The 17,893-nt window shown below is 62.5% G+C and carries 15 protein-coding genes; 9 read left to right on the plus strand and 6 right to left on the minus strand.

Annotated elements, in window-relative coordinates:
• The 3 genes from AC1DKV_RS33810 to AC1DKV_RS33820 form a co-directional block, all read right to left on the minus strand.
• Positions 1 to 2,890: efflux RND transporter permease subunit (locus AC1DKV_RS33810; protein WP_477139067.1), on the minus strand; the 2,890-nt coding region annotated here is incomplete at its 3' end.
• A 4-nt stretch (positions 2,891 to 2,894) separates the two neighbouring features.
• Positions 2,895 to 4,100, minus strand: coding sequence for an efflux RND transporter periplasmic adaptor subunit (locus AC1DKV_RS33815; protein ID WP_441621790.1), 1,206 nt, complete (start codon positions 4,098 to 4,100; stop codon positions 2,895 to 2,897).
• Between the two features lie 4 nt (positions 4,101 to 4,104).
• Positions 4,105 to 4,992, minus strand: a complete 888-nt coding sequence (locus tag AC1DKV_RS33820; RefSeq protein ID WP_441621788.1) for an alpha/beta hydrolase — start codon at positions 4,990 to 4,992, stop codon at positions 4,105 to 4,107.
• Positions 4,993 to 5,154: 162 nt separating this feature from the next.
• Between AC1DKV_RS33820 and AC1DKV_RS33825 the strand changes: the two genes are divergently transcribed.
• Complete coding sequence (locus AC1DKV_RS33825; protein WP_441621786.1) at positions 5,155 to 6,168, plus strand: LysR family transcriptional regulator; 1,014 nt, start codon at positions 5,155 to 5,157, stop codon at positions 6,166 to 6,168.
• Positions 6,169 to 6,205: 37 nt separating this feature from the next.
• Here the strand turns inward: AC1DKV_RS33825 and AC1DKV_RS33830 are convergent, their stop codons facing one another.
• Entirely contained in the window at positions 6,206 to 6,784 is a 579-nt protein-coding gene (locus AC1DKV_RS33830; RefSeq protein ID WP_441621784.1) for a TetR/AcrR family transcriptional regulator, read from the minus strand.
• Positions 6,785 to 6,843: 59 nt separating this feature from the next.
• Positions 6,844 to 7,254, minus strand: coding sequence for a plasmid pRiA4b ORF-3 family protein (locus tag AC1DKV_RS33835; RefSeq protein ID WP_441621782.1), 411 nt, complete (start codon positions 7,252 to 7,254; stop codon positions 6,844 to 6,846).
• Between the two features lie 293 nt (positions 7,255 to 7,547).
• Between AC1DKV_RS33835 and AC1DKV_RS33840 the strand changes: the two genes are divergently transcribed.
• The 5 genes from AC1DKV_RS33840 (at position 7,548) to AC1DKV_RS33860 (ending at position 13,284) form a co-directional block, all read left to right on the plus strand.
• Positions 7,548 to 8,816, plus strand: a complete 1,269-nt coding sequence (locus AC1DKV_RS33840; protein ID WP_441621780.1) for a Rieske 2Fe-2S domain-containing protein — start codon at positions 7,548 to 7,550, stop codon at positions 8,814 to 8,816.
• Between the two features lie 284 nt (positions 8,817 to 9,100).
• Entirely contained in the window at positions 9,101 to 10,354 is a 1,254-nt protein-coding gene (locus tag AC1DKV_RS33845) for an NAD(P)/FAD-dependent oxidoreductase (RefSeq protein ID WP_441621778.1), read from the plus strand.
• A 77-nt stretch (positions 10,355 to 10,431) separates the two neighbouring features.
• The gene (locus AC1DKV_RS33850) at positions 10,432 to 11,694 is read left to right on the plus strand and encodes a DUF3500 domain-containing protein (protein WP_441621776.1); all 1,263 of its coding nucleotides are present in this window, start codon (positions 10,432 to 10,434) and stop codon (positions 11,692 to 11,694) included.
• Positions 11,695 to 11,761: 67 nt separating this feature from the next.
• Positions 11,762 to 12,733 (plus strand): quinone oxidoreductase family protein, encoded by a 972-nt coding sequence (locus tag AC1DKV_RS33855; RefSeq protein WP_441621774.1) that lies wholly within the window; start codon positions 11,762 to 11,764, stop codon positions 12,731 to 12,733.
• Between the two features lie 95 nt (positions 12,734 to 12,828).
• The gene (locus AC1DKV_RS33860) at positions 12,829 to 13,284 is read left to right on the plus strand and encodes a carboxymuconolactone decarboxylase family protein (RefSeq protein WP_441621772.1); all 456 of its coding nucleotides are present in this window, start codon (positions 12,829 to 12,831) and stop codon (positions 13,282 to 13,284) included.
• Between the two features lie 193 nt (positions 13,285 to 13,477).
• Here AC1DKV_RS33860 and AC1DKV_RS33865 read toward each other — a convergent pair whose 3' ends face one another.
• Positions 13,478 to 14,392, minus strand: a complete 915-nt coding sequence (locus AC1DKV_RS33865; RefSeq protein WP_441621832.1) for a LysR family transcriptional regulator — start codon at positions 14,390 to 14,392, stop codon at positions 13,478 to 13,480.
• Between the two features lie 418 nt (positions 14,393 to 14,810).
• On the opposite strand from AC1DKV_RS33865, the gene AC1DKV_RS33870 reads away from it, so the two are divergent.
• The 3 genes from AC1DKV_RS33870 (at position 14,811) to AC1DKV_RS33880 (ending at position 17,865) form a co-directional block, all read left to right on the plus strand.
• Positions 14,811 to 15,143, plus strand: coding sequence for a non-heme iron oxygenase ferredoxin subunit (locus AC1DKV_RS33870; protein ID WP_441621770.1), 333 nt, complete (start codon positions 14,811 to 14,813; stop codon positions 15,141 to 15,143).
• 53 nt (positions 15,144 to 15,196) lie between these two features.
• The gene (locus AC1DKV_RS33875) at positions 15,197 to 16,207 is read left to right on the plus strand and encodes an NAD(P)H-dependent flavin oxidoreductase (RefSeq protein ID WP_441621768.1); all 1,011 of its coding nucleotides are present in this window, start codon (positions 15,197 to 15,199) and stop codon (positions 16,205 to 16,207) included.
• A 218-nt stretch (positions 16,208 to 16,425) separates the two neighbouring features.
• Complete coding sequence (locus AC1DKV_RS33880; protein ID WP_441621766.1) at positions 16,426 to 17,865, plus strand: NAD-dependent succinate-semialdehyde dehydrogenase; 1,440 nt, start codon at positions 16,426 to 16,428, stop codon at positions 17,863 to 17,865.
• The last annotated feature ends 28 nt before the right edge of the window (positions 17,866 to 17,893 follow it).

The raw sequence follows: 17,893 nt of genomic DNA on the forward strand, positions 1-17,893 counted from the left end.
TGCCATGGATTTCCAGTTCCCGCGCAAACTCGCCGATCAGAATGGCGTTCTTGCATGACAAGCCAATGAGCACGAAGAAGCCGATCTGCGTGAACAGGTTGTTGTCGCCGCGCGTCAGCCAGACCCCCGTAATGGCCGAGAACAGGCACATCGGCACGATCAGGATGATGGCCAGCGGCAGGAACATGCTCTCGTATTGCGCGGTCAGGACCAGGAAGACCAGCAGGATGCAGATCGGGAACACGATCAGCGCGGTGTTGCCTGCCAGAATCTGCTGGTAGGCGAGCTCGGTCCATTCGAACGTCATCTCCCCCGTCAACGTCTGATCCAGGATCTTCGCGATAGCGGCCTGAGCCTGTCCCGTCGAATAGCCCGGGGCGGGCCCACCATTGAGGTCCGCGGAACGGTAGCCGTTGTAGCGCGACGCGCTGTCCGGTCCGCTCGTATCGCTCAGCGTGATCACCGCTCCCAGCGGCACCATCTTCCCTTCGACGTTGCGGACCTTGAGGTTCAGGATGTCCTCCCGCTTCGAACGGAAGTCCTTGTCGCCCTGCGCAATGACCTGATAGGTACGGCCGAACTTGTTGAAGTCGTTGACATACAGGGATCCGAGATAGATCTGCATGGTCTTGAACACATCATCGACGTCGATACCGAGCTGCGAAGCCTTTGTACGATCCACATCGGCAAACAACTGAGGCGTCGTGACGTTATAGGTCGTATAGACGCCGGCCAGTTCCGGCGCCTTGCGGGCCTTTTCCAGCACGGCATTGACGGTCTTGCTCAATGCCAGATACCCAGCGTCGCCACGGTCTTCGATCTGGAGCTTGAAGCCCCCCGATTTGCCCAGCCCCTGCACCGGCGGCGGCGGGAACACCGCGATAAACGCATCCTTGATGGAGGCAAATTTCTTCTGCAGGTTCGCGGCCAGCGCCGGGCCGGAGGCACCGATCTCACGCATTTCCTCGAACGATTTCTCGCCGATGAACACGGTGGCCGACGATGGGCTGTTGATAAAGCCGTTCAACGACAGCCCCGGAAATTCCACGGCGGTCCGGAAACTCGGATCTTTCGAGGCAAGCTCCGTCATCTGCCGCGCGACCGCTTCGGTACGTTCGAGCGTGGCGCCATTGGGCAACTGGACCAGATTGACCAGATAACCCTTGTCCTGAATCGGCACGAAACCAGACGGCACCTTGGCGAATCCCAGCACGGTAGCGCCAAGCAACACCAGATAGATCAGGATCGAGCCACGCTTGCGGTGCAAGGCGCGCGTCACGCCGCCGCTGTACGCGTCGGAACTTCGCAGGAAGAACCGATTGAACCTGACGAAAAATCCGCCCAGAAATCGATCCATGAAGCGAGTCAGGCGATCCTTGGGGGCATCATGGGCACGCAGCAACAGCGCGGCCAGTGCCGGTGACAAGGTCAGCGAATTGAACGCCGAGATCACGGTCGAGAACGCAATGGTCAGGGCAAACTGGCGATAGAACTGACCCGTCAGCCCGCTGATGAACGCGATCGGCACGAACACAGCGCACAGGACGAGCGCGATGGCGATGATTGGCCCGGTCACTTCCTGCATCGCTTTGATCGTCGCCTCCCTGGGCCGCAAGCCGTTGGCGATGTTGCGCTCGACGTTCTCGACGACCACGATGGCGTCATCGACGACGATACCGATCGCCAGCACAAGCCCGAACAAGGACAAGGCGTTGATCGAGAATCCGAACACGTGCATCGCCGCGAACGTGCCAACCACGGATACGGGCACCGCCAGCAAGGGAATGATGGCAGCCCGCCAGGTCTGCAGGAACAGGATCACCACCAGCACCACCAGTACGATGGCCTCCAGCAGCGTGTGCGTGACCGCCGAAATGGAGTCACGCACGAACGTTGTCGGGTCGTAGGCAATCCGATACTCGAGGCCCTTGGGGAAGCGCTTGCTCAACGTCTCCATCGTTGCGCGGACATTCTTTGAGATCTCGAGCGCATTGGCGCCCGGCGACTGGAAAATCACCAGCGCGAGCGCCTGCTTGTTGTCCAGCAGCGCGCGCAGCGCGTAGTCGCTGGCGCCCATCTCGATGCGCGCAACGTCGCGGAGATAGGTCACCACGCCGCCATCGCGCTTGATGATGATGTTCTCGAACTGGTCGACATCCGTGAGACGGCCCTGCACGTTGACCGGCAACTGGATCTCGACGTTGTCCTTGTAGGGCGCGCCGCCGACCACGCCGGCCGCCACCTGGATGTTCTGCTTGCGGATCGCGGCAACCACCTCCTCGGGATTCAGGTTCCGTTCCGCAATCTTCTGCGGATTCAGCCAGACGCGCATGGCATAGTTGCCTGACCCGTTCAGGTTGATCTGGCCGATGCCGGAGATCTTCGACAGCTCGTCCTTGACGTTCAGCAACGCATAGTTGCGCAGGTACAGGTTGTCATACTGATCGTTGGGCGATACCAGATGGACCACCATCGTCAGGTCTGGCGAACTCTTGACGGTGCTGACGCCAAGCTGGCGCGTCACGTCGGGCAACCGCGGCAGCGCCTCGTTGACGCGGTTCTGCACCAGCTGCGTGGCCAGGTCAGGGTCCGTGCCGAGCTTGAATGTCACGGTCAGCGTCATCACCCCGTCGCTGGCGGCCTGCGAGGACATGTAGAGCATATTCTCCACGCCATTGATCTGCTCCTCGATCGGCGTGGCGACGGTTTCCGCAATGACCTTGGGGTTGGCGCCCGGGAACTGTGCCCGCACGACGACCGACGGGGGAACGACCTCCGGATATTCCGAGATGGGCAGTTTGGGGATCGCAATCAACCCGGCCAGGAAGATCAGGATGGAGATCACGGCCGCGAAATTGGGCCGGTCGACAAAGAATTTGGAGAGATTCATCGTGTCACTCCGGCCGCGTCGCCGTTCCCACGGCGGCGGTCTTGACGGCCTCTGGCGCGCCTTCCTTCGGTGCCACCAGGATATCCGGACGAACGAACTGCACGCCCGTGGTGACCACGCGGTCGCCGGCAGTCAGCCCGCTCAGCACAATGTGCTGCCCGTCGACGCCTGCGCCCAGCGTCACCTCGCGATAGACCACCTTGTTTTCCGGGTTCACCACGAAGACGAACTTCTTGCTCTGGTCGCTGCCGATCGCGATGTCGGGCACCATCAGCGCCCGCGTATCGGCGCTGCCCGCCAGGCTGATCGATACAAACATGCCCGGCAGGAGCGCTCCGTCCTTGTTGGCGAACTTCGCGCGCGCGCGGATCGTGCCGGTATTCACGTCGATGCTGTTGTCGAAGGTATAGATCGTGCCCTGGTACGTGTGGTCCGTATCGCCCTGCACCTTCAGGTCGACCGGAATCTGCTGCTCCTTGCTCTGCGTGCTGGCATGCGTGCGGATCGTCCGGACGTAGCTTTGCTCGTCGACCTCGAAATCCGCATAGATGCCGTCGCTCGAGACGATCCGGGTCAGCACTGGCGCGTTGGGCCCCGGCTGTACCAGATTGCCGAGCGTGATCTCGGCGCGGCTGATGCGCCCGGCGATCGGTGCCTTCACATAGGCATAGTCAAGGTTGATGCTGGCCTGACGCAACGCGGCCTCGGCGGCGAGCACGGCGGCCTGCGCCATCCGGTTCTCGTTGCTGCGCTGGTCGTGCACGCTCTTGGGGATTGCCTCGGCATCGATCAGCCCCTTTGCCCGCTCATATTCGGTCGCGGCGAATTCCGCACGCGCACGAGCCGAGGCCACATCGGCCCGCGCACGAGCCACGGCGGCCTCGTACGGGCGCGGATCGATGACGAACATCACATCACCGGCACGAACGTTCTGACCATCCCGGATCCGCACTTCGACGATGCGACCGCCGACCTCCGGCCGGACCAGCGCTTCGTCCACCGACTTCAGACGACCGGAAAAGCTGGTCCAGACCCGCACATTCTCTGGCTGGAGTGACTTGACGATGACCTCGGTTGGCGGGGGCGCTGCAGGCGCGGCAGCACGCGTGTCCTTCTGTACAAAGGCCGCAGCCAGGCCGCCGGCCACGGCCACGGCCGCGACACCGGCCAGCACTGGCGGGCGACGAAGGATAGATCGGGGATGTTCCATGGCTTCACTCCTGGGAAGGTCGACGTTGGGAATCGGGAAGGAAATCGGGTGCGGGTTGGGGACGGGTCCGGCGTCCACGGGGTGCGGGCTCGCCAGAGTGCAGCCGAAGAAACGCCGCCACCTCGGCCAGCGCCCCCGCGTGGGTGACGATGGACCCGTGCGTGGCCTCGCTGTAGCAGCTGGCCTCGGTCGGCACGCCGGCCGCAAGCAGACCGCCGGCATAGAGCTCGCCTTCGACGTGGCACAAATCCTGGGCGGCGCCGACAATCAGGGTCGGCGGCAGGCCGCCCAGTCGGCGCGATTCGAGCGGCGCCGCGTACGGATGGAGTTGCTGCAGCACGTCAGGCAGGTAGGCCCGATAGCCCTGAGCGCAATCACGGGCGGAGAGATCGTTCTCCTGCAACCGTGCAGCGTCGGCGAGGCGCGTCATGCTTGGATCCAGCAACGGCGCCAGCAGCGCCTGGGCGCGCAGGACCAGGTCCTTCCGGTCGCGCGCCATCGCGCAGATACCGGTCGCCAGGTTGCCGCCGGCATCGTATCCGGCAATGGCCATGCGCCGCGCATCGCCGCCAAGCGCCTGTGCGTTGGCCTGTGCCCAGCGACCCGCCAGATAGCCGTCTTCGAGCGGCGCGGGAAACGGAAACTGCGGCGACAGCGAATAGCCCACCGCCACGACGATGGCCGGCGCCTGGCTGGAAATCGCCGTGGCCGGCACATCGGCGCAGTCGAGACCACCGGTCAGAAAGCCGCCACCGTGGAAATAGAGCACGATGGGCAACTTCTCCCGCGATTCGGCCGGGGCATAGATGCGCAAGGGAATGCGCTGCGCATGACCGGCAATGGTCACGCCACTGACGCGCACGGCAATGCGATGGAGGGGTGAATCGGCCATGACGGAGGGGAGGTCCTGCGGATGTTGCGATGCATGAATTCTGGTACAGTGCGCGAATCTGATAAACGCCTATAATCCAGAACACAATTTGGCGCAGCCAAACAATCGGACAGCCACGCTGCATTCGTTCGGTGCTGCGTACCGAAGCAGGGAAAGCCATAGATGGACAAGGTGCAAGCAATGGAGGTCTTCACCCGCGTGGTGGAGATGAGCAGCTTCTCGCGCGCGGCAGAGGCGCTGGGGCTATCCCGCACGTCGGCCACGACGATCATCCAGAACCTCGAAGCGCACCTGCATGTGCGCCTCATTCACCGCACGACGCGCCAGCTCAGGCTGACGGCGGAGGGCGCCGAGTATTACGAGCGCTGCATGCGAATCCTCGGCGAGATCGCCGAGACTGAAGTCGCCCTGACGCGCTCAGGCAAGGGGCCGACGGGCAAGCTGCGTATTGAAATGCCGGCCTCGCTCGGCCGCACCGTCGTCACGCCCCGGCTCCATACCTTCCACGCAAAGTACCCGGACATCGAACTGGTCGTGGGCTACGGCGACAAGCTCGTGGATCTGATCCAGGACGGCGTGGATTGCGCGATTCGTGCCGGGTCATTGCAGGATTCCAGCCTGGTCGCGCGCGGCCTTGGTGATATCCACACCGCCACGGTGGCCAGCCCCGCCTATATTCACCGTCACGGCATGCCGCGCAGCCTGTCGGACCTGCAAGATCACAAGGCCATCCACTACATCTCGAACCGTACCGGCCGCACGCTCGACATGAATTTCGTGGTAGATGGCAATCCCGTGGACGTGAGCATGCGCGGCAACGTCAGTTTCAATAGCCTGGATGCATACGTCACCTATGGGCTCAGTGGTGCCGGGATACTGCAGCCGCCCCGCTTCATGATTCAGGAGCATCTGCGCAGTGGCGCGCTGGTGGAACTGCTGCCCCAATGGCGGCCTCGCCCGATCCCGGTCGCGGTGGTCTATCCGCAGAACCGGCATCTGGCCCCCAAGGTGCGCGTATTCGTCGACTGGGTCGCCGAGTTGTTCGAGTCGTGTCCGCTGATGGCGGCAGCCGATTCCACGGGCGAGGCTTGCGAACTCGCCAGGAGCCGGGTTGCCCGCGCCGATCCTCCGCCTGCGCGGGCCCGGCCGGCCGTCGCGCAAGCGCTCGCGGTCTGAAGCCCGGTCGCTCGTTCGAATCCGTTCCTGCTGGTTCTTACCCGGGCCGGGCGGGCACCTTGGCGCCGATCGCATTCAAGCCGTTGGCCACGTCGTCGAGCAACGCGACGGATAGCGCCGGATCTGCCGAGGCACGCGCCAGCCCCATCGCGCCAACACAGGTAGAGAACTGAAAGATCGCCATGGCCCGTGGATTGCTGCAGCCTTGCGCCGCAAGCAGCCCCTCCAGGAAACGCAGGACCCGCTGCACATGGTGCGTGTAGGCGTGACGCGTGGCGGCGTCGCCGCGTGCCGCATCGTTGGCCAGCGCGACGATCGGGCAGCCGCTTCCGGGCGCATCGCGATGGGCGGTGCTCAAGTAATTGCGCAGCGCGGACGCCAAGTCCGGTGACGAGGCCGCCCAGGTATCGAGGCTCCGCGCGGCTTCATCAAAGGCTTCGGCCAACATCTCTTCGCGGGACGCGAAATGCCGGTAGAAGGCACCGGTCGTGACGCCGGCTTCCGCCGTGATCTCCGCCAGCCCGACCCCAGACATGCCGTGTTCACGGAAACGCCGCGCCGCGATCTGGATGATTCGTTGCCGGGTTGCGGCCTTGGCCGCCTGGGAATGGCCCATGGGTATCTTCGCGCCTGTCTTGGCTTCCTGGCTGGCACATCGCCAGCCTGCGCGAGATTTTAATCCATGCCCGGCGACACTGGCTGCGGGAGTGATGGTATCCGGCCTCGCGCTTGAAATTGCCGCGGTTCGGCCATTCCGTAACGACTGCAGGATCTGCTTCCAGGCGATCGCAAAACGTGGAAGAAGGCCTCATGCTCGCGCAAGGCGAATGCACCCAAAGGCAGCACTGTTGGCGCCGTGCAATATTGCAGAGCGCCCTCGCGGGCTTCCCCGTAACGCTGGCCACGAATCACGAATACATGCAGATGATCGTTGGTCCAGCCCATGACCATCTGGATGACTTCGTGGAATTGCCCAAGCGTCATGGTCTCGGGAATGAGCACACGTCGCCAAGCCGACGGACTCAATCCGCGGAGCGCGATTCGGAGTTGTAAGACGGAGGGCGCGGTTCGAGAGTCCGAAGTCATTAGCGCATTCTAGGTGGCTCATCAGCCTCACAGCGCGGGTCAAGGACTTCGCCCCCGTTTTGGCGCGATCTCCTTGCCGTCATCGTTGCTGTCCCTGGCCATGCGGCCCCCCGGTCCGAATTGAGGTCACTGCGATCCCATCAAGCTCGTGGTCGAAAGCCGCATACGAAACAAGCGATTATCCAGCGGCGCCTGAGAGTGTTTCCGCCTGCGACGTGTTTATCCGGGCGCCCGCAGAGCGTAACTTCGTCCCTAGCGTAATAACGCGACAACACAATATTTGGAGACACGTAATGCAGTCCGCCTACGGATACCAGACCCCACCAGCCGCTTCCGAACTCACCTCCGTCGAGGCGGGCACCCCAATGGGTGAGCTGCTGCGACGCTACTGGCAGCCTGTCTGCACCTCGGATGAGGTCAAGGACCTGCCGCGTAAGGAAAAGCTCCTTTGTGAGGAGATCGTCCTGTTCCGCGACGGGACAGGACAAGTGGGTGCCTTGAAGCCGCACTGCGCGCATCGCGGCGCTTCTCTTGAATGGGGCCGGGTAGAAGACAAGGGATTGCGTTGTTGCCTTCACGGCTGGCTTTACGACACCCAGGGGCGCTGTGTCGAAATGCCATGTGAAACCCAGGAATTCTGCACGCGGATGAATGTCTGGCAGCCGGCCTATCCAACCCACGAATTTGGCGGGCTCATCTTCGTCTATATGGGGCCGCCCGGCACCGAGCCGGTGTTCCCGATTTATGACGTCGTCGATCCGGACGTGGTGGGCGAGGTCGAACTTCGCGGCATGCGGCTCTGGGGCGACTACGGGATTGGCTACGTCAAGGACTGTAACTGGTTGCAGCATTACGAGAACATTGTCGATCCCTGGCACCTGATTCTGTTGCACCAGGTTATCAGCGGAAACCAAGGGCACAACATGCTCGATGGGCTGACGCAGGAAATGATGGCGCGGGACATGGCCAAGATAGATTTTCAGAAGACGCCATTGGGGGTGCGCTTCAACATGGTGCGCGAGCTACCGAACGGTGACTACTTCATTCGCCACGCCGAATGCATCGTGCCGAACGCCTTCCTCGTTCCCGCCGTCAACGACAGTGGTGCGCGCAAATCGCGCGCCACTGAACTGTCCTGGGCAGTGCCGGTAGACAACGAACATGTCCGCGGTCTCAGCATCGTCGCCTGGCCGCTGGAGGGTGGCGCACCGAAGCCCGGCTGGCGTCCCGGGACCGATATCAGCGACGCGATCCGGCCGGGCGCGGCCTTGGAGCGGAGTTACGAGGAGCGCCAGCGTAAGCCCGATGACCGCGAGGCGCAGGAGGGGCAGCGCGCCATTGCCGTGCACGCGCTCGAAAACCTTGGCACCTCCGACACTGGCGTCGTCATGTTGCGACGCATGCTGCGCGAGCAGTTGAAGCGGCTGGAACAGGGGCTCGACCCACTCAACATCGTGCGCGACAAGGACGCCGCGCGCGGCATTCCGACCTTCACCTGGAACGCGGTCCTCACCGCCAGCGAAGCCGCCGCGCTTGGCGACAACGTCGGGCGCTTCGGGTGATTTTCCGGAGCCCACGTCCCTGGCGCCCGATGCGCCGGGGACGCGTATTCCGCGATGCTCGACGGATTCATCCGCATCGCAGGCGAGTGCAGCGATGTGGAGGTACACGACACCTGCCACGCCTATATCGCGGAGTGCGATCGCGGCTGTAGCCCAATGTGGAGCGAAAACGAGATGCTCAAATTCACCTCCTGCAAGCACCGTCCGGACAGTCGCCTGTCCTACCCATTACCAGCATCGCCAAAAATCTGCGGGCTCGCCTTGCACCTGATGGGTCCCCGGGTATGAAGTACAACTCGACTGTCGTCATCATCGGCGCCGGCCAGGCCGGCTTCCAGGCAGCCGCGTCGCTGCGCCAGGCGGGGTTCGACGGCAGGATCCGGCTCGTCGGCGACGAGCCCTGCATCCCCTACGACCGCCCGCCCCTTTCGAAATCCTATCTTGCGGGCGAAGCCCAGATCGACAACCTTTGGCTGCGGCCGGAGACGTTCTACCAAAAGGAGCGCATCGAACTGGAACTCGGCGAGACCGCGACTGCCATTGACCGGCAGACGCGGCATGTCGAATTCGCCTCTGGCCGCAAGATTGCCTACGACCGATTGGTGTTGGCGACCGGTGCCCGCTGCCGTCCCTTATCGGTCCCAGGTGCCGGACTTGACGGCGTTTTTCCGCTGCGCAACCTCGCTGACGCAGACGCCTTGCGGCCGCGGCTCGCAGAGGCGAGCGAAGCGATTGTGATCGGCGCCGGATTCATTGGCCTTGAATTTGCCGCCGTTGCTCGTCAAGCCGGGGTTGGCGTACGCATCGTCGAAGTCACGCTGCGCCCGATGGGACGCGTTGTCTCCGAGGAGACATCACGCTTCTACACCAAGGCGCACCGGGACTGGGGCTCCGAGATTCTGCTCGGCACTGGTGTCACCCGTATTCTTGGCAACGGCCGCGTCAGCGGCGTTGAGACTAGCGATGGCCGCAGACTGCCGGCCGACCTCGTACTCGTTGGCATCGGCGTCCTGCCAAATACCGAGATCGCCGCGGCAGCGGGGTTGGCGACCGACAACGGCATTGTCGTCGACCAAAACCTGGCGACGTCCGACCCAGCGATTTTTGCGATTGGCGATTGCGCCAACTTCCCCAGCCGCTTCGCGGCGGGACGCTGCCGCCTCGAATCGATTCAAAACGCCGTTGACCAGGGCCATGCCGTCGCTGCTGCAATCGTCGGCAAGCCAATACCTTATGACAAGGTGCCATGGTTCTGGACCGACCAAGCAGATTTGAAATTGCAGATCGCCGGCAACACCGTCAGCCGTGATCGCGTAGTGCTGCGCGGCGATCCTGAGAGCCGCAGCTTCTCAATGTTCTGCTTCCGCGCCGGCACGCTGACGGGCGTGGAATCGATCAACCGGCCGAGCGACCACGTGATCGCGCGCCGGCTGCTGCTTGCCAGCCCGCGCCTGTCCCCAGAACAAGCCGGCGACCCTGATTTCGATCTGCGGGCGTATGCCACCAGCGTTTCGCGACGCGAGGCGGCGCACACATGACGATCGAATAACACGGGTGTGTTTCCAATCTTGGCTTGCCATTGAATGGCGAACGAACAACTGGGAGGACCGTAGAGATGGCGGGAGAAACTGCAAATTTCGGATTGCGCAACTGGCCGCCGGCGCCGGCAATCCGACCATTCGAGCCGACACCGCGCCAGCAGAAGATGCGCGACCTGGCGCTAGCCGGCCTGGCCGAGCCGTTTCGCGGAATAAGCTGCGCAGCCTCGCTAGTCGAGGGGCCATCCCCGCGCACTGCCACCGGCGCCTCCCTTGCCCCGTTGGTCGACGCGGCACACACCTTTCTCGCGAGCCTCGACGCCAGGCAGCGGCAAGCCGCCTGCCTGGCCATCGACGATGACGCGGGCCGGCAGTGGTCCAACATTCATGCCTGGTTGATACCGCGCAATGGGATTTGCCTTGCCGATCTCGACCATAGCCAGCGCGAGGCAGCGCTGGCACTGCTGCGCGAGACGATGAGCGAGACGGGTTATCAAACCGCGCGTGACGTCATGCGCCTCAACGAGCATGCCCTAGAGATAACGGGCAAGCCTGAGGAATACAGCGAGTGGTACTACTGGATCAGCATGTTCGGCACGCCGTCGCCGAACGCCCCCTGGGGCTGGCAGATCGATGGTCACCACCTGAACGTCAATTGCTTCGTGCTCGGTCACCAACTCGTCATGACGCCGACCTTTATGGGGTCGGAGCCCGTTCTGGCGCGGTTCGGCAAATATAAAGGTCTCCGCGTGTTTGCCGCTGAAGAGGAACACGGCCATGCGTTGATGGGCGCGCTGTCGGCCGAGGCGCGGCAACAGGCGACCATCGGCACTGACCTGCCGCGGGAAGTGTTCGCTGGTCCGTTCAACGATAACCGGCATATCGAGCCGGGCGGCATCCGTTATGCGGACCTGCCGCAGGAAGGCCGTGAGCGTCTCGAGGCGCTGCTGGCGACCTATGTCGGGCACATCCGCCCCGGTCACTCGGCACTGCGCTGGGACGAGGCCAAACGCCACCTCGCCGATACGCATTTTGCCTGGATCGGGCCGTTTGACGAGTCCAGCCCGTTCTATTACCGCATCTTGAACCCGGCAATCCTCGTCGAGTTCGACCACCAACCCGGCATCGTCTTTGACAACGATATGCCGTCGCGCGACCACATCCACACGCTCATTCGCACACCAAATGGCAGGGATTATGGCAAGGATCTGCTGCGCCAGCATTACCTCCAGTGGCATACCGGTGGGCACGGTACCCATACCCACTCGCACACCCACGGGTCACCCGCCCGTAGCACGGCTGAGCCCGGCGGCCGAAGTCCGGCCGAACCGCCGAAGTGAACGCCTGGCCGACGACGCATCGGCACGACTAAACCTGCAATGCTTAACCAACTGAAGGAGACGACTGATGCCCTACGCCATTCGCATTCACGAGACCGGCGGACCCGAGACTCTCACTTGGGACGAGATCTCCATCGGAGATCCTGGTCCGGGAGAAGTACGCCTTCGCCAGACGGCCGTCGGCGTCAATTTCATCGACACCTACTACCGTACCGGCCTCTACGAGCTGCCGTTGCCCTTGATCCCGGGGCGCGAAGCCGCCGGCGTGGTGGAGGCAGTCGCGCCTGACGTGACTTCGCTGAAACCGGGCGACCGCGTTGTTTATGGCGGTACGCAAGGCAGCTATGCCGAAGTCCGGCTCATGCCTGCCGATCGCCTCATCAAACTTCCCGACGGGATTAGCGACGAGCTCGGTGCCGCAATGATGCAGAAGGGCATGACCGCCCAGTTCCTGTGTCGCCAGATCTACCCGGTCGGCAAGGGTGACACGATTCTCGTGCATGCCGCCGCGGGCGGCGTCGGCCTCGTGCTCTGCCAGTGGGCCAAGCATCTCGGCGCGACCGTCATCGGCACAGTGTCAACCGAGGAAAAGGCGAAGCTTGTGAAGGCCCACGGCTGCGACTATCCGCTGATCCACGGCAAGGATGACTTTGTCAAAGCAGTGAAGGAGATCACAGGCGGTGTCGGCGTCCCGGTCGTCTATGACTCGATCGGCAAGGACACCTTTATGAGATCACTCGACTGCCTTAAGCCACGCGGCCTCATGGTGTCATTCGGCCAGGCGTCCGGCGCGGTGCCGCCGTTTGACATCAGCATCCTGAATAAAAAGGGCTCGCTATTCCTGACTCGCCCTACCCTCAATGCCTACCTGGAGACCCGTGCGCAGGTCGACAAGGTTGCCCAGGACGTGTTCGACGTCGTGCAGTCGGGGGTAGTGAAGGTGTACATCGGCCAGCGCTTTCCGCTCAAGGACGCAGCGCAAGCGCATCGCACCCTGGAGTCCCGCAAGACAACGGGCTCCTTGGTGCTTCTACCCTGACATAAAGCGCCACGTTCTACCTCACGATGTCGAGGTGCTGGCTCGATCATCGGCAAGCTCACGACATCACAGCTCGAAAGAAAAGGATGCCATTGATGACACACGCCAACTTCGACATGAATGCGGTCAGAAGCAAGATCGGCTCGTACGCCGATACGCTAACGCCTCTCGCTGATCGCGAACAGGAATACAAGGACCTGGTCGGTTTCGTGCCGCCGCGCATCGCCGCCCGACTTGCCGTGACGGGCGCGCTCGATCCGATACTGCTTGGTATGCAAGAGGACGTGCGCCGCCGCGCTATGTATCCGACATGTTTCGATACGAAGACCGCCCAGCTCATGGCATTCGGCATCCTCCTTGTCAAACTACTCGATGCAGCCACGTTGCACGCTCGCGCGGCGCGCCGTGCCGGTGCGACCTGGGAAGAGCTGCAAGCGGTCGTCAATCTCGCCTACTTATACGGTGGCATGCCGATCGCGAACCGCGGAGCGGAGATCATGGCTCAGCTGGCTGCATCCGAGATCGAGGTCCGGACCGATCCCACTGCCTAGCCGCAAAGGCGGCTCAAGACGTCTTGAATGATCCGCCATCGCGGCGGCTCTCCCCCCGCCGTTCTTGCCAAATACCGGAAATGAAATGCCGCAGCGCATGCCCGGTGGTGAGCGGCGGTGTCCTGGCATCGAGACGCTAGTTGGGCCACCTTCCGCAGGGCACTGAGAGGCCTGGCGGATTACGACTCCAGTCCTACCGATCAGGCATGGCGGCAAGCCAGCGCTGCTCGTCGGCAAACCGCTCGATCAGCATGTCGAGGAGCAGCCGGACCTTGGTGCTTAAGTGTCGCCGATGGGGGTAGAGCGCGACGATCTCCAACTCCTCTGTCCGGTAGTCGGGCAGCAGCGGCACCAGCGCGCCAGAAGCGAGAAGATCAGAAACAATAAACGGGGGGCACAGCCACAATCCGAGTCCGGCAGTTGCAGCCGAGCGCATGACGGTAATGCTGGCGGTGACCATGTTGCCCGACACGCGAGTGGTCGTTGTATTGCCGGCAGCATCGATGAAACGAAACTCGTTGCGGAAGAGCGAATAGGCGTAAAGCAGGCAGTTGTGGCCGGCCAGGTCTGCTGGCGTGTGCGGTGTGGAGTGCGTGTCGAGATAAGCCGGCGCACAGTACAACTGGTAGTGCCATTTCGCCAAGGTCCGTCTGATCAGGGTCGAATCAGGAGGCGATACAGGCATGATCGATAGGTCGAACCCATCCCGCACGGGGTCGATCGTCGCGTCGGTCTCGAAATCCAGCGAGACTTCCGGGTACTTGGCCGAGAAGTGGGTGGCGACAGGTGCAATAAAGCGGTCCAACGAGTGGTGGCAACGCAGGCGGAGACGACCGCGCGGAGTCGCCTGCAACGCGCTGGTATTTTCGTCCGCTTCCGCCAGATCCAGCAGGATCCTCGAGCAGCGTTCGTAATATTCGCGGCCAATCTCCGTCAGGCTGACATGCCGCGTGGTGCGGTTCAACAGGCGCACACCGAGGCTGTCTTCCAGCGCCTGTACCTGGTTGCTGATTGTCGTTGTCGAAAGGTCGAGGCGCCGCGCTGCCATGGTGAAGCTGCCGCTTTCGACAACGCGGACAAAGGCGGTAAGACTGGCCATCCGATCCATGCGTTCCACCGACCATCGCGTCACAGTTGACAGTCACTCATGATGGAGCGCCAAGCCAGCGTTTGTCAATGTGGCTGTCGTATCGCATCAAGCACATCGCTTTCACTTCCGCGGCTGTTCCTGCCCTGGATTCAGCCACATTTCTTCCCGCAAATCTCAATTGCGCGTCTCTCGCGATCGGCGCCGCGCCGCTGTGCGTCGGATATGGCGGCAACCAGTCCGCCCACAGGGGGAAATGCCCTCCAACCAGGTACATGATTTTTTCATGTCACCTGAAAGTCTATCCCGTTTTCGGGGAGTTATTCCCTCGGAAAAAGCGTTTATCTTGGACCCAATGCAGACGGGCCGCCATGTTGATCCAAACCGTCTGATTGACAAGAAACGCGTCAGGAAAAACCAAGTGAAACGGAGGTGAAACATGCCCAAAGGTCATGATGTTTGCAGCGTTGCCGAATTAAAGTCGGGCGACATGAAATGTGTCTTTATGGGAGCCACGCGGGTTCTGCTCGCCAACGTGGACGGCAAGGTCTACGCGACCAGCGATATCTGTTCGCACGCTTTGGCCTATCTCTCGGACGGATACCTCGAGGGCTCTGTAGTCGAGTGTCCGCTTCATGGTGCGCAATTCGACGTCATAACCGGGAAGGCGTTGTCGCCGCCGGCAGACGGAGATATTGAAACCTACGAGGTCACAGAGGCAGACGGCAGGATCTTTGTAGCCCCAGTGGAATTGGCGCTCGCGAAAAGCTGAGCCAGACCCATAGACCTGATAGATGCTCAATCTGAGCGTGGAGGAATACTGATATGCCTTTCGAAACAGCGTTGACCAGAGCGCTTGATTTGCGCGTTCCGATCTTGGCGGCCCCTCTCGGACGAGGTACAAACGCGGAATTTCTCGGAGCGATGGCCAATAGCGGCAGCTTCGGGTTTACTGCGCTGGCGCATATGGCGGAAGAGACTGTAAGCGACGAGCTTGCAGCGATAAACCGGGTCACGAACGGCCGGTTTGGTGCCAATCTCACCTTGGTCGTTGATCAACGGAAGCGGCTCGCTGCAGCATTGGATGCCGGCGTGCGCGTCTTCTCTCTATGGCAAGGAGATATCGAGCCCTATGTTCGTGCCATCAAGGATGCGGGCGGGCTTGTTTTCTGGACAGTGGGTGACGCAGAAGATGCGGCGCGGGCAAAGGAGTTGGGCGTCGACTTTATCGTTTCTCAAGGAAGGGAGGCTGGCGGTCATTTCGTAGGAAGCGCACCTACGATGACGCTCCTCCCCTCCATTGTTGACGCCGCGAATGGGGTCCCCGTGGTAGCTGCGGGCGGTATTGCAGACGGCAGGGGCCTGCTCGCTGCGATGGCTCTTGGTGCTTGTGGCGTTTGGATGGGAACGCGCTTTGTTGCGAGCAAGGAATCGGCCAATCACAGCGGTTACAAGGAACGCGTTGTTTCAGCTCGCGCGCGGGATCTTGTCGAGACCGAGCTCTTTGATCCGGTTGGGCAGGAATGTCCCCATTGGGTAATTCGCAACTCCACATTCTCTAAATGGGAAGCGGCCGGTTGCCCACCCGCCGGTCAACGACCTGGGGAAGGCGAGCCTATATCGCGCTTTCCGAATGGAAAGCCACTCTATCGCTATAACGTCGCGGCGCCTTGGGACGCCATGGAGGGAGAATGGGAAGCTAGCCCACTCTATGCCGGCGCCACAGTTGAACTCATACATGATGTGAAGTCTGTCGCAGAGATCGTTACGGAGATCGAGGCAGCGGCGCAGGCCGCGCTTGCCAAGGTTGCTCACTGGCAGACCGTCGTCAAATGAGGCAGGTGATCTATCAGAATGACAATCCACAACGGATCTTGGCGCCAGGCCTCGAATGGGGATGCGGCGCGCGACGTTCCGGGGCACCACGTAGCGTTCAGTCGCGAAAACGGGACTCGCAAGTGCATCGCCGGGTGTGCAGAGGGGTGTCAGCTGAAGGCTTCGCGCAGTGCGCCAAGGCGCTGGAAGATGCAACCAGGAAAGAGGAGTTGGCGTAAATGACATATCCGAATACTCAGTTGTTGATTGGTGGTGAGTGGGCCGACGCGCAGAACGGCGAGACCATGGACGTGGTGAACCCGGCCACCGGCCTCGTCATCGGGAACGTGGCGAAGGCCTCCACCGCCGATCTCGATCGCGCGCTTGAGGCCGCACAGAAGGGTTTCGAGGGCTGGCGCGACGTGCCTGCCAACGAACGGGCCCAGATCATGCGCCGCGCCGCCGCGCTGATCCGCGAGCGTGCCGATACGATCGCCCCCTGGATGACCCAGGAACAGGGCAAGCCGCTGGCCGAGGCGAAGGTTGAGACGCTGGCCGCCGCCGACGTCATCGAATGGTTCGCCGACGAAGGCCGCCGCGTCTACGGCCGCATCGTCCCGTCGCGCAATATCGCCGCGCAGCAACTGGTGATCAAAGAACCGGTCGGCCCGGTCGCGGCGTTCACGCCCTGGAACTTCCCGATCAACCAGGCCGTCCGCAAGGTGTCGGCCGCGCTTGCCACGGGCTGCTCGATCATCGTGAAGGCGCCCAAGGAAACCCCGGCATCGCCGGCCGCGCTGATGCGCGCGTTCGTCGACGCCGGCGTGCCGGCGGGCGTGGTGGGCCTGGTGTTCGGTGACTCCGCCGAGATCTCCAGCTACCTGATCCCGCATCCGGTCATCCGCAAGGTCACGTTCACGGGTTCGACCCCGGTCGGCAAGATACTGGCGGCCATGGCCGGCCGGCACATGAAGCGCGTGACGATGGAACTGGGCGGTCACGCCCCGGTGATCGTCGCCGAGGACGCCGACCTGGAACTTGCGGTCAAGGCCGCCGGCGGTGCCAAGTTCCGCAACGCCGGCCAAGTTTGCATCTCGCCGACACGGTTCCTGGTCCACAACAGCGTTCGCGCCGAATTCGCCAAGCGCATCGCCGCCCACGCCGAAAGCCTGAAGGTCGGCGACGGCCTTTCCGAAGGCACTACGTTGGGCCCGCTGGCCAATCCGCGCCGCGTCATGGACATGACCAGCCTTGTGGAAGACGCGCTCAAGTCGGGCGCCAAGCTGGAAACTGGTGGCACGCGGATCGGCGACGTCGGCAACTTCTTCGCACCGACCATTCTGAACGACGTCCCGCTCAACGCCTGCGTGCTCAATGAAGAGCCGTTCGGCCCGATCGCGGCTATCCGCGGCTTCGACAAGATCGAAGAGGCAATCGCCGAAGCCAACCGCCTGCCGTTCGGCCTGGCTGGCTATGCGTTCACGACGTCGATCGCAACGCTCCACATGCTGTCGCGCCGTCTCGAAGTCGGCATGCTCTGGGTCAACCAGCCGGCAGCGCCGTTCGCCGAACTGCCGTTCGGTGGCGTGAAGGATTCCGGCTACGGCTCGGAAGGTGGGCCAGAAGCGCTCGAAGCCTACCTGAACACCAAGACCGTCAGCGTCATGTCGGCAGCCTGATCGATATTGCGCGCCCGCATGCCCGGCG

The organism is Cupriavidus sp. 05T41, assembly GCF_056396525.1.

Bases quoted from the DNA above. Each gene is read 5' to 3' on its own strand.
- AC1DKV_RS33815 (WP_441621790.1), bottom strand. From the start codon at position 4,100: ATGGAACATCCCCGATCTATCCTTCGTCGCCCGCCAGTGCTGGCCGGT.
- AC1DKV_RS33820 (WP_441621788.1), bottom strand. From the start codon at position 4,992: ATGGCCGATTCACCCCTCCATCGCATTGCCGTGCGCGTCAGTGGCGTG.
- AC1DKV_RS33825 (WP_441621786.1), top strand. From the start codon at position 5,155: ATGGACAAGGTGCAAGCAATGGAGGTCTTCACCCGCGTGGTGGAGATG.
- AC1DKV_RS33830 (WP_441621784.1), bottom strand. From the start codon at position 6,784: ATGGGCCATTCCCAGGCGGCCAAGGCCGCAACCCGGCAACGAATCATC.
- AC1DKV_RS33835 (WP_441621782.1), bottom strand. From the start codon at position 7,254: ATGACTTCGGACTCTCGAACCGCGCCCTCCGTCTTACAACTCCGAATC.
- AC1DKV_RS33840 (WP_441621780.1), top strand. From the start codon at position 7,548: ATGCAGTCCGCCTACGGATACCAGACCCCACCAGCCGCTTCCGAACTC.
- AC1DKV_RS33845 (WP_441621778.1), top strand. From the start codon at position 9,101: ATGAAGTACAACTCGACTGTCGTCATCATCGGCGCCGGCCAGGCCGGC.
- AC1DKV_RS33850 (WP_441621776.1), top strand. From the start codon at position 10,432: ATGGCGGGAGAAACTGCAAATTTCGGATTGCGCAACTGGCCGCCGGCG.
- AC1DKV_RS33855 (WP_441621774.1), top strand. From the start codon at position 11,762: ATGCCCTACGCCATTCGCATTCACGAGACCGGCGGACCCGAGACTCTC.
- AC1DKV_RS33860 (WP_441621772.1), top strand. From the start codon at position 12,829: ATGACACACGCCAACTTCGACATGAATGCGGTCAGAAGCAAGATCGGC.
- AC1DKV_RS33865 (WP_441621832.1), bottom strand. From the start codon at position 14,392: ATGGATCGGATGGCCAGTCTTACCGCCTTTGTCCGCGTTGTCGAAAGC.
- AC1DKV_RS33870 (WP_441621770.1), top strand. From the start codon at position 14,811: ATGCCCAAAGGTCATGATGTTTGCAGCGTTGCCGAATTAAAGTCGGGC.
- AC1DKV_RS33875 (WP_441621768.1), top strand. From the start codon at position 15,197: ATGCCTTTCGAAACAGCGTTGACCAGAGCGCTTGATTTGCGCGTTCCG.
- AC1DKV_RS33880 (WP_441621766.1), top strand. From the start codon at position 16,426: ATGACATATCCGAATACTCAGTTGTTGATTGGTGGTGAGTGGGCCGAC.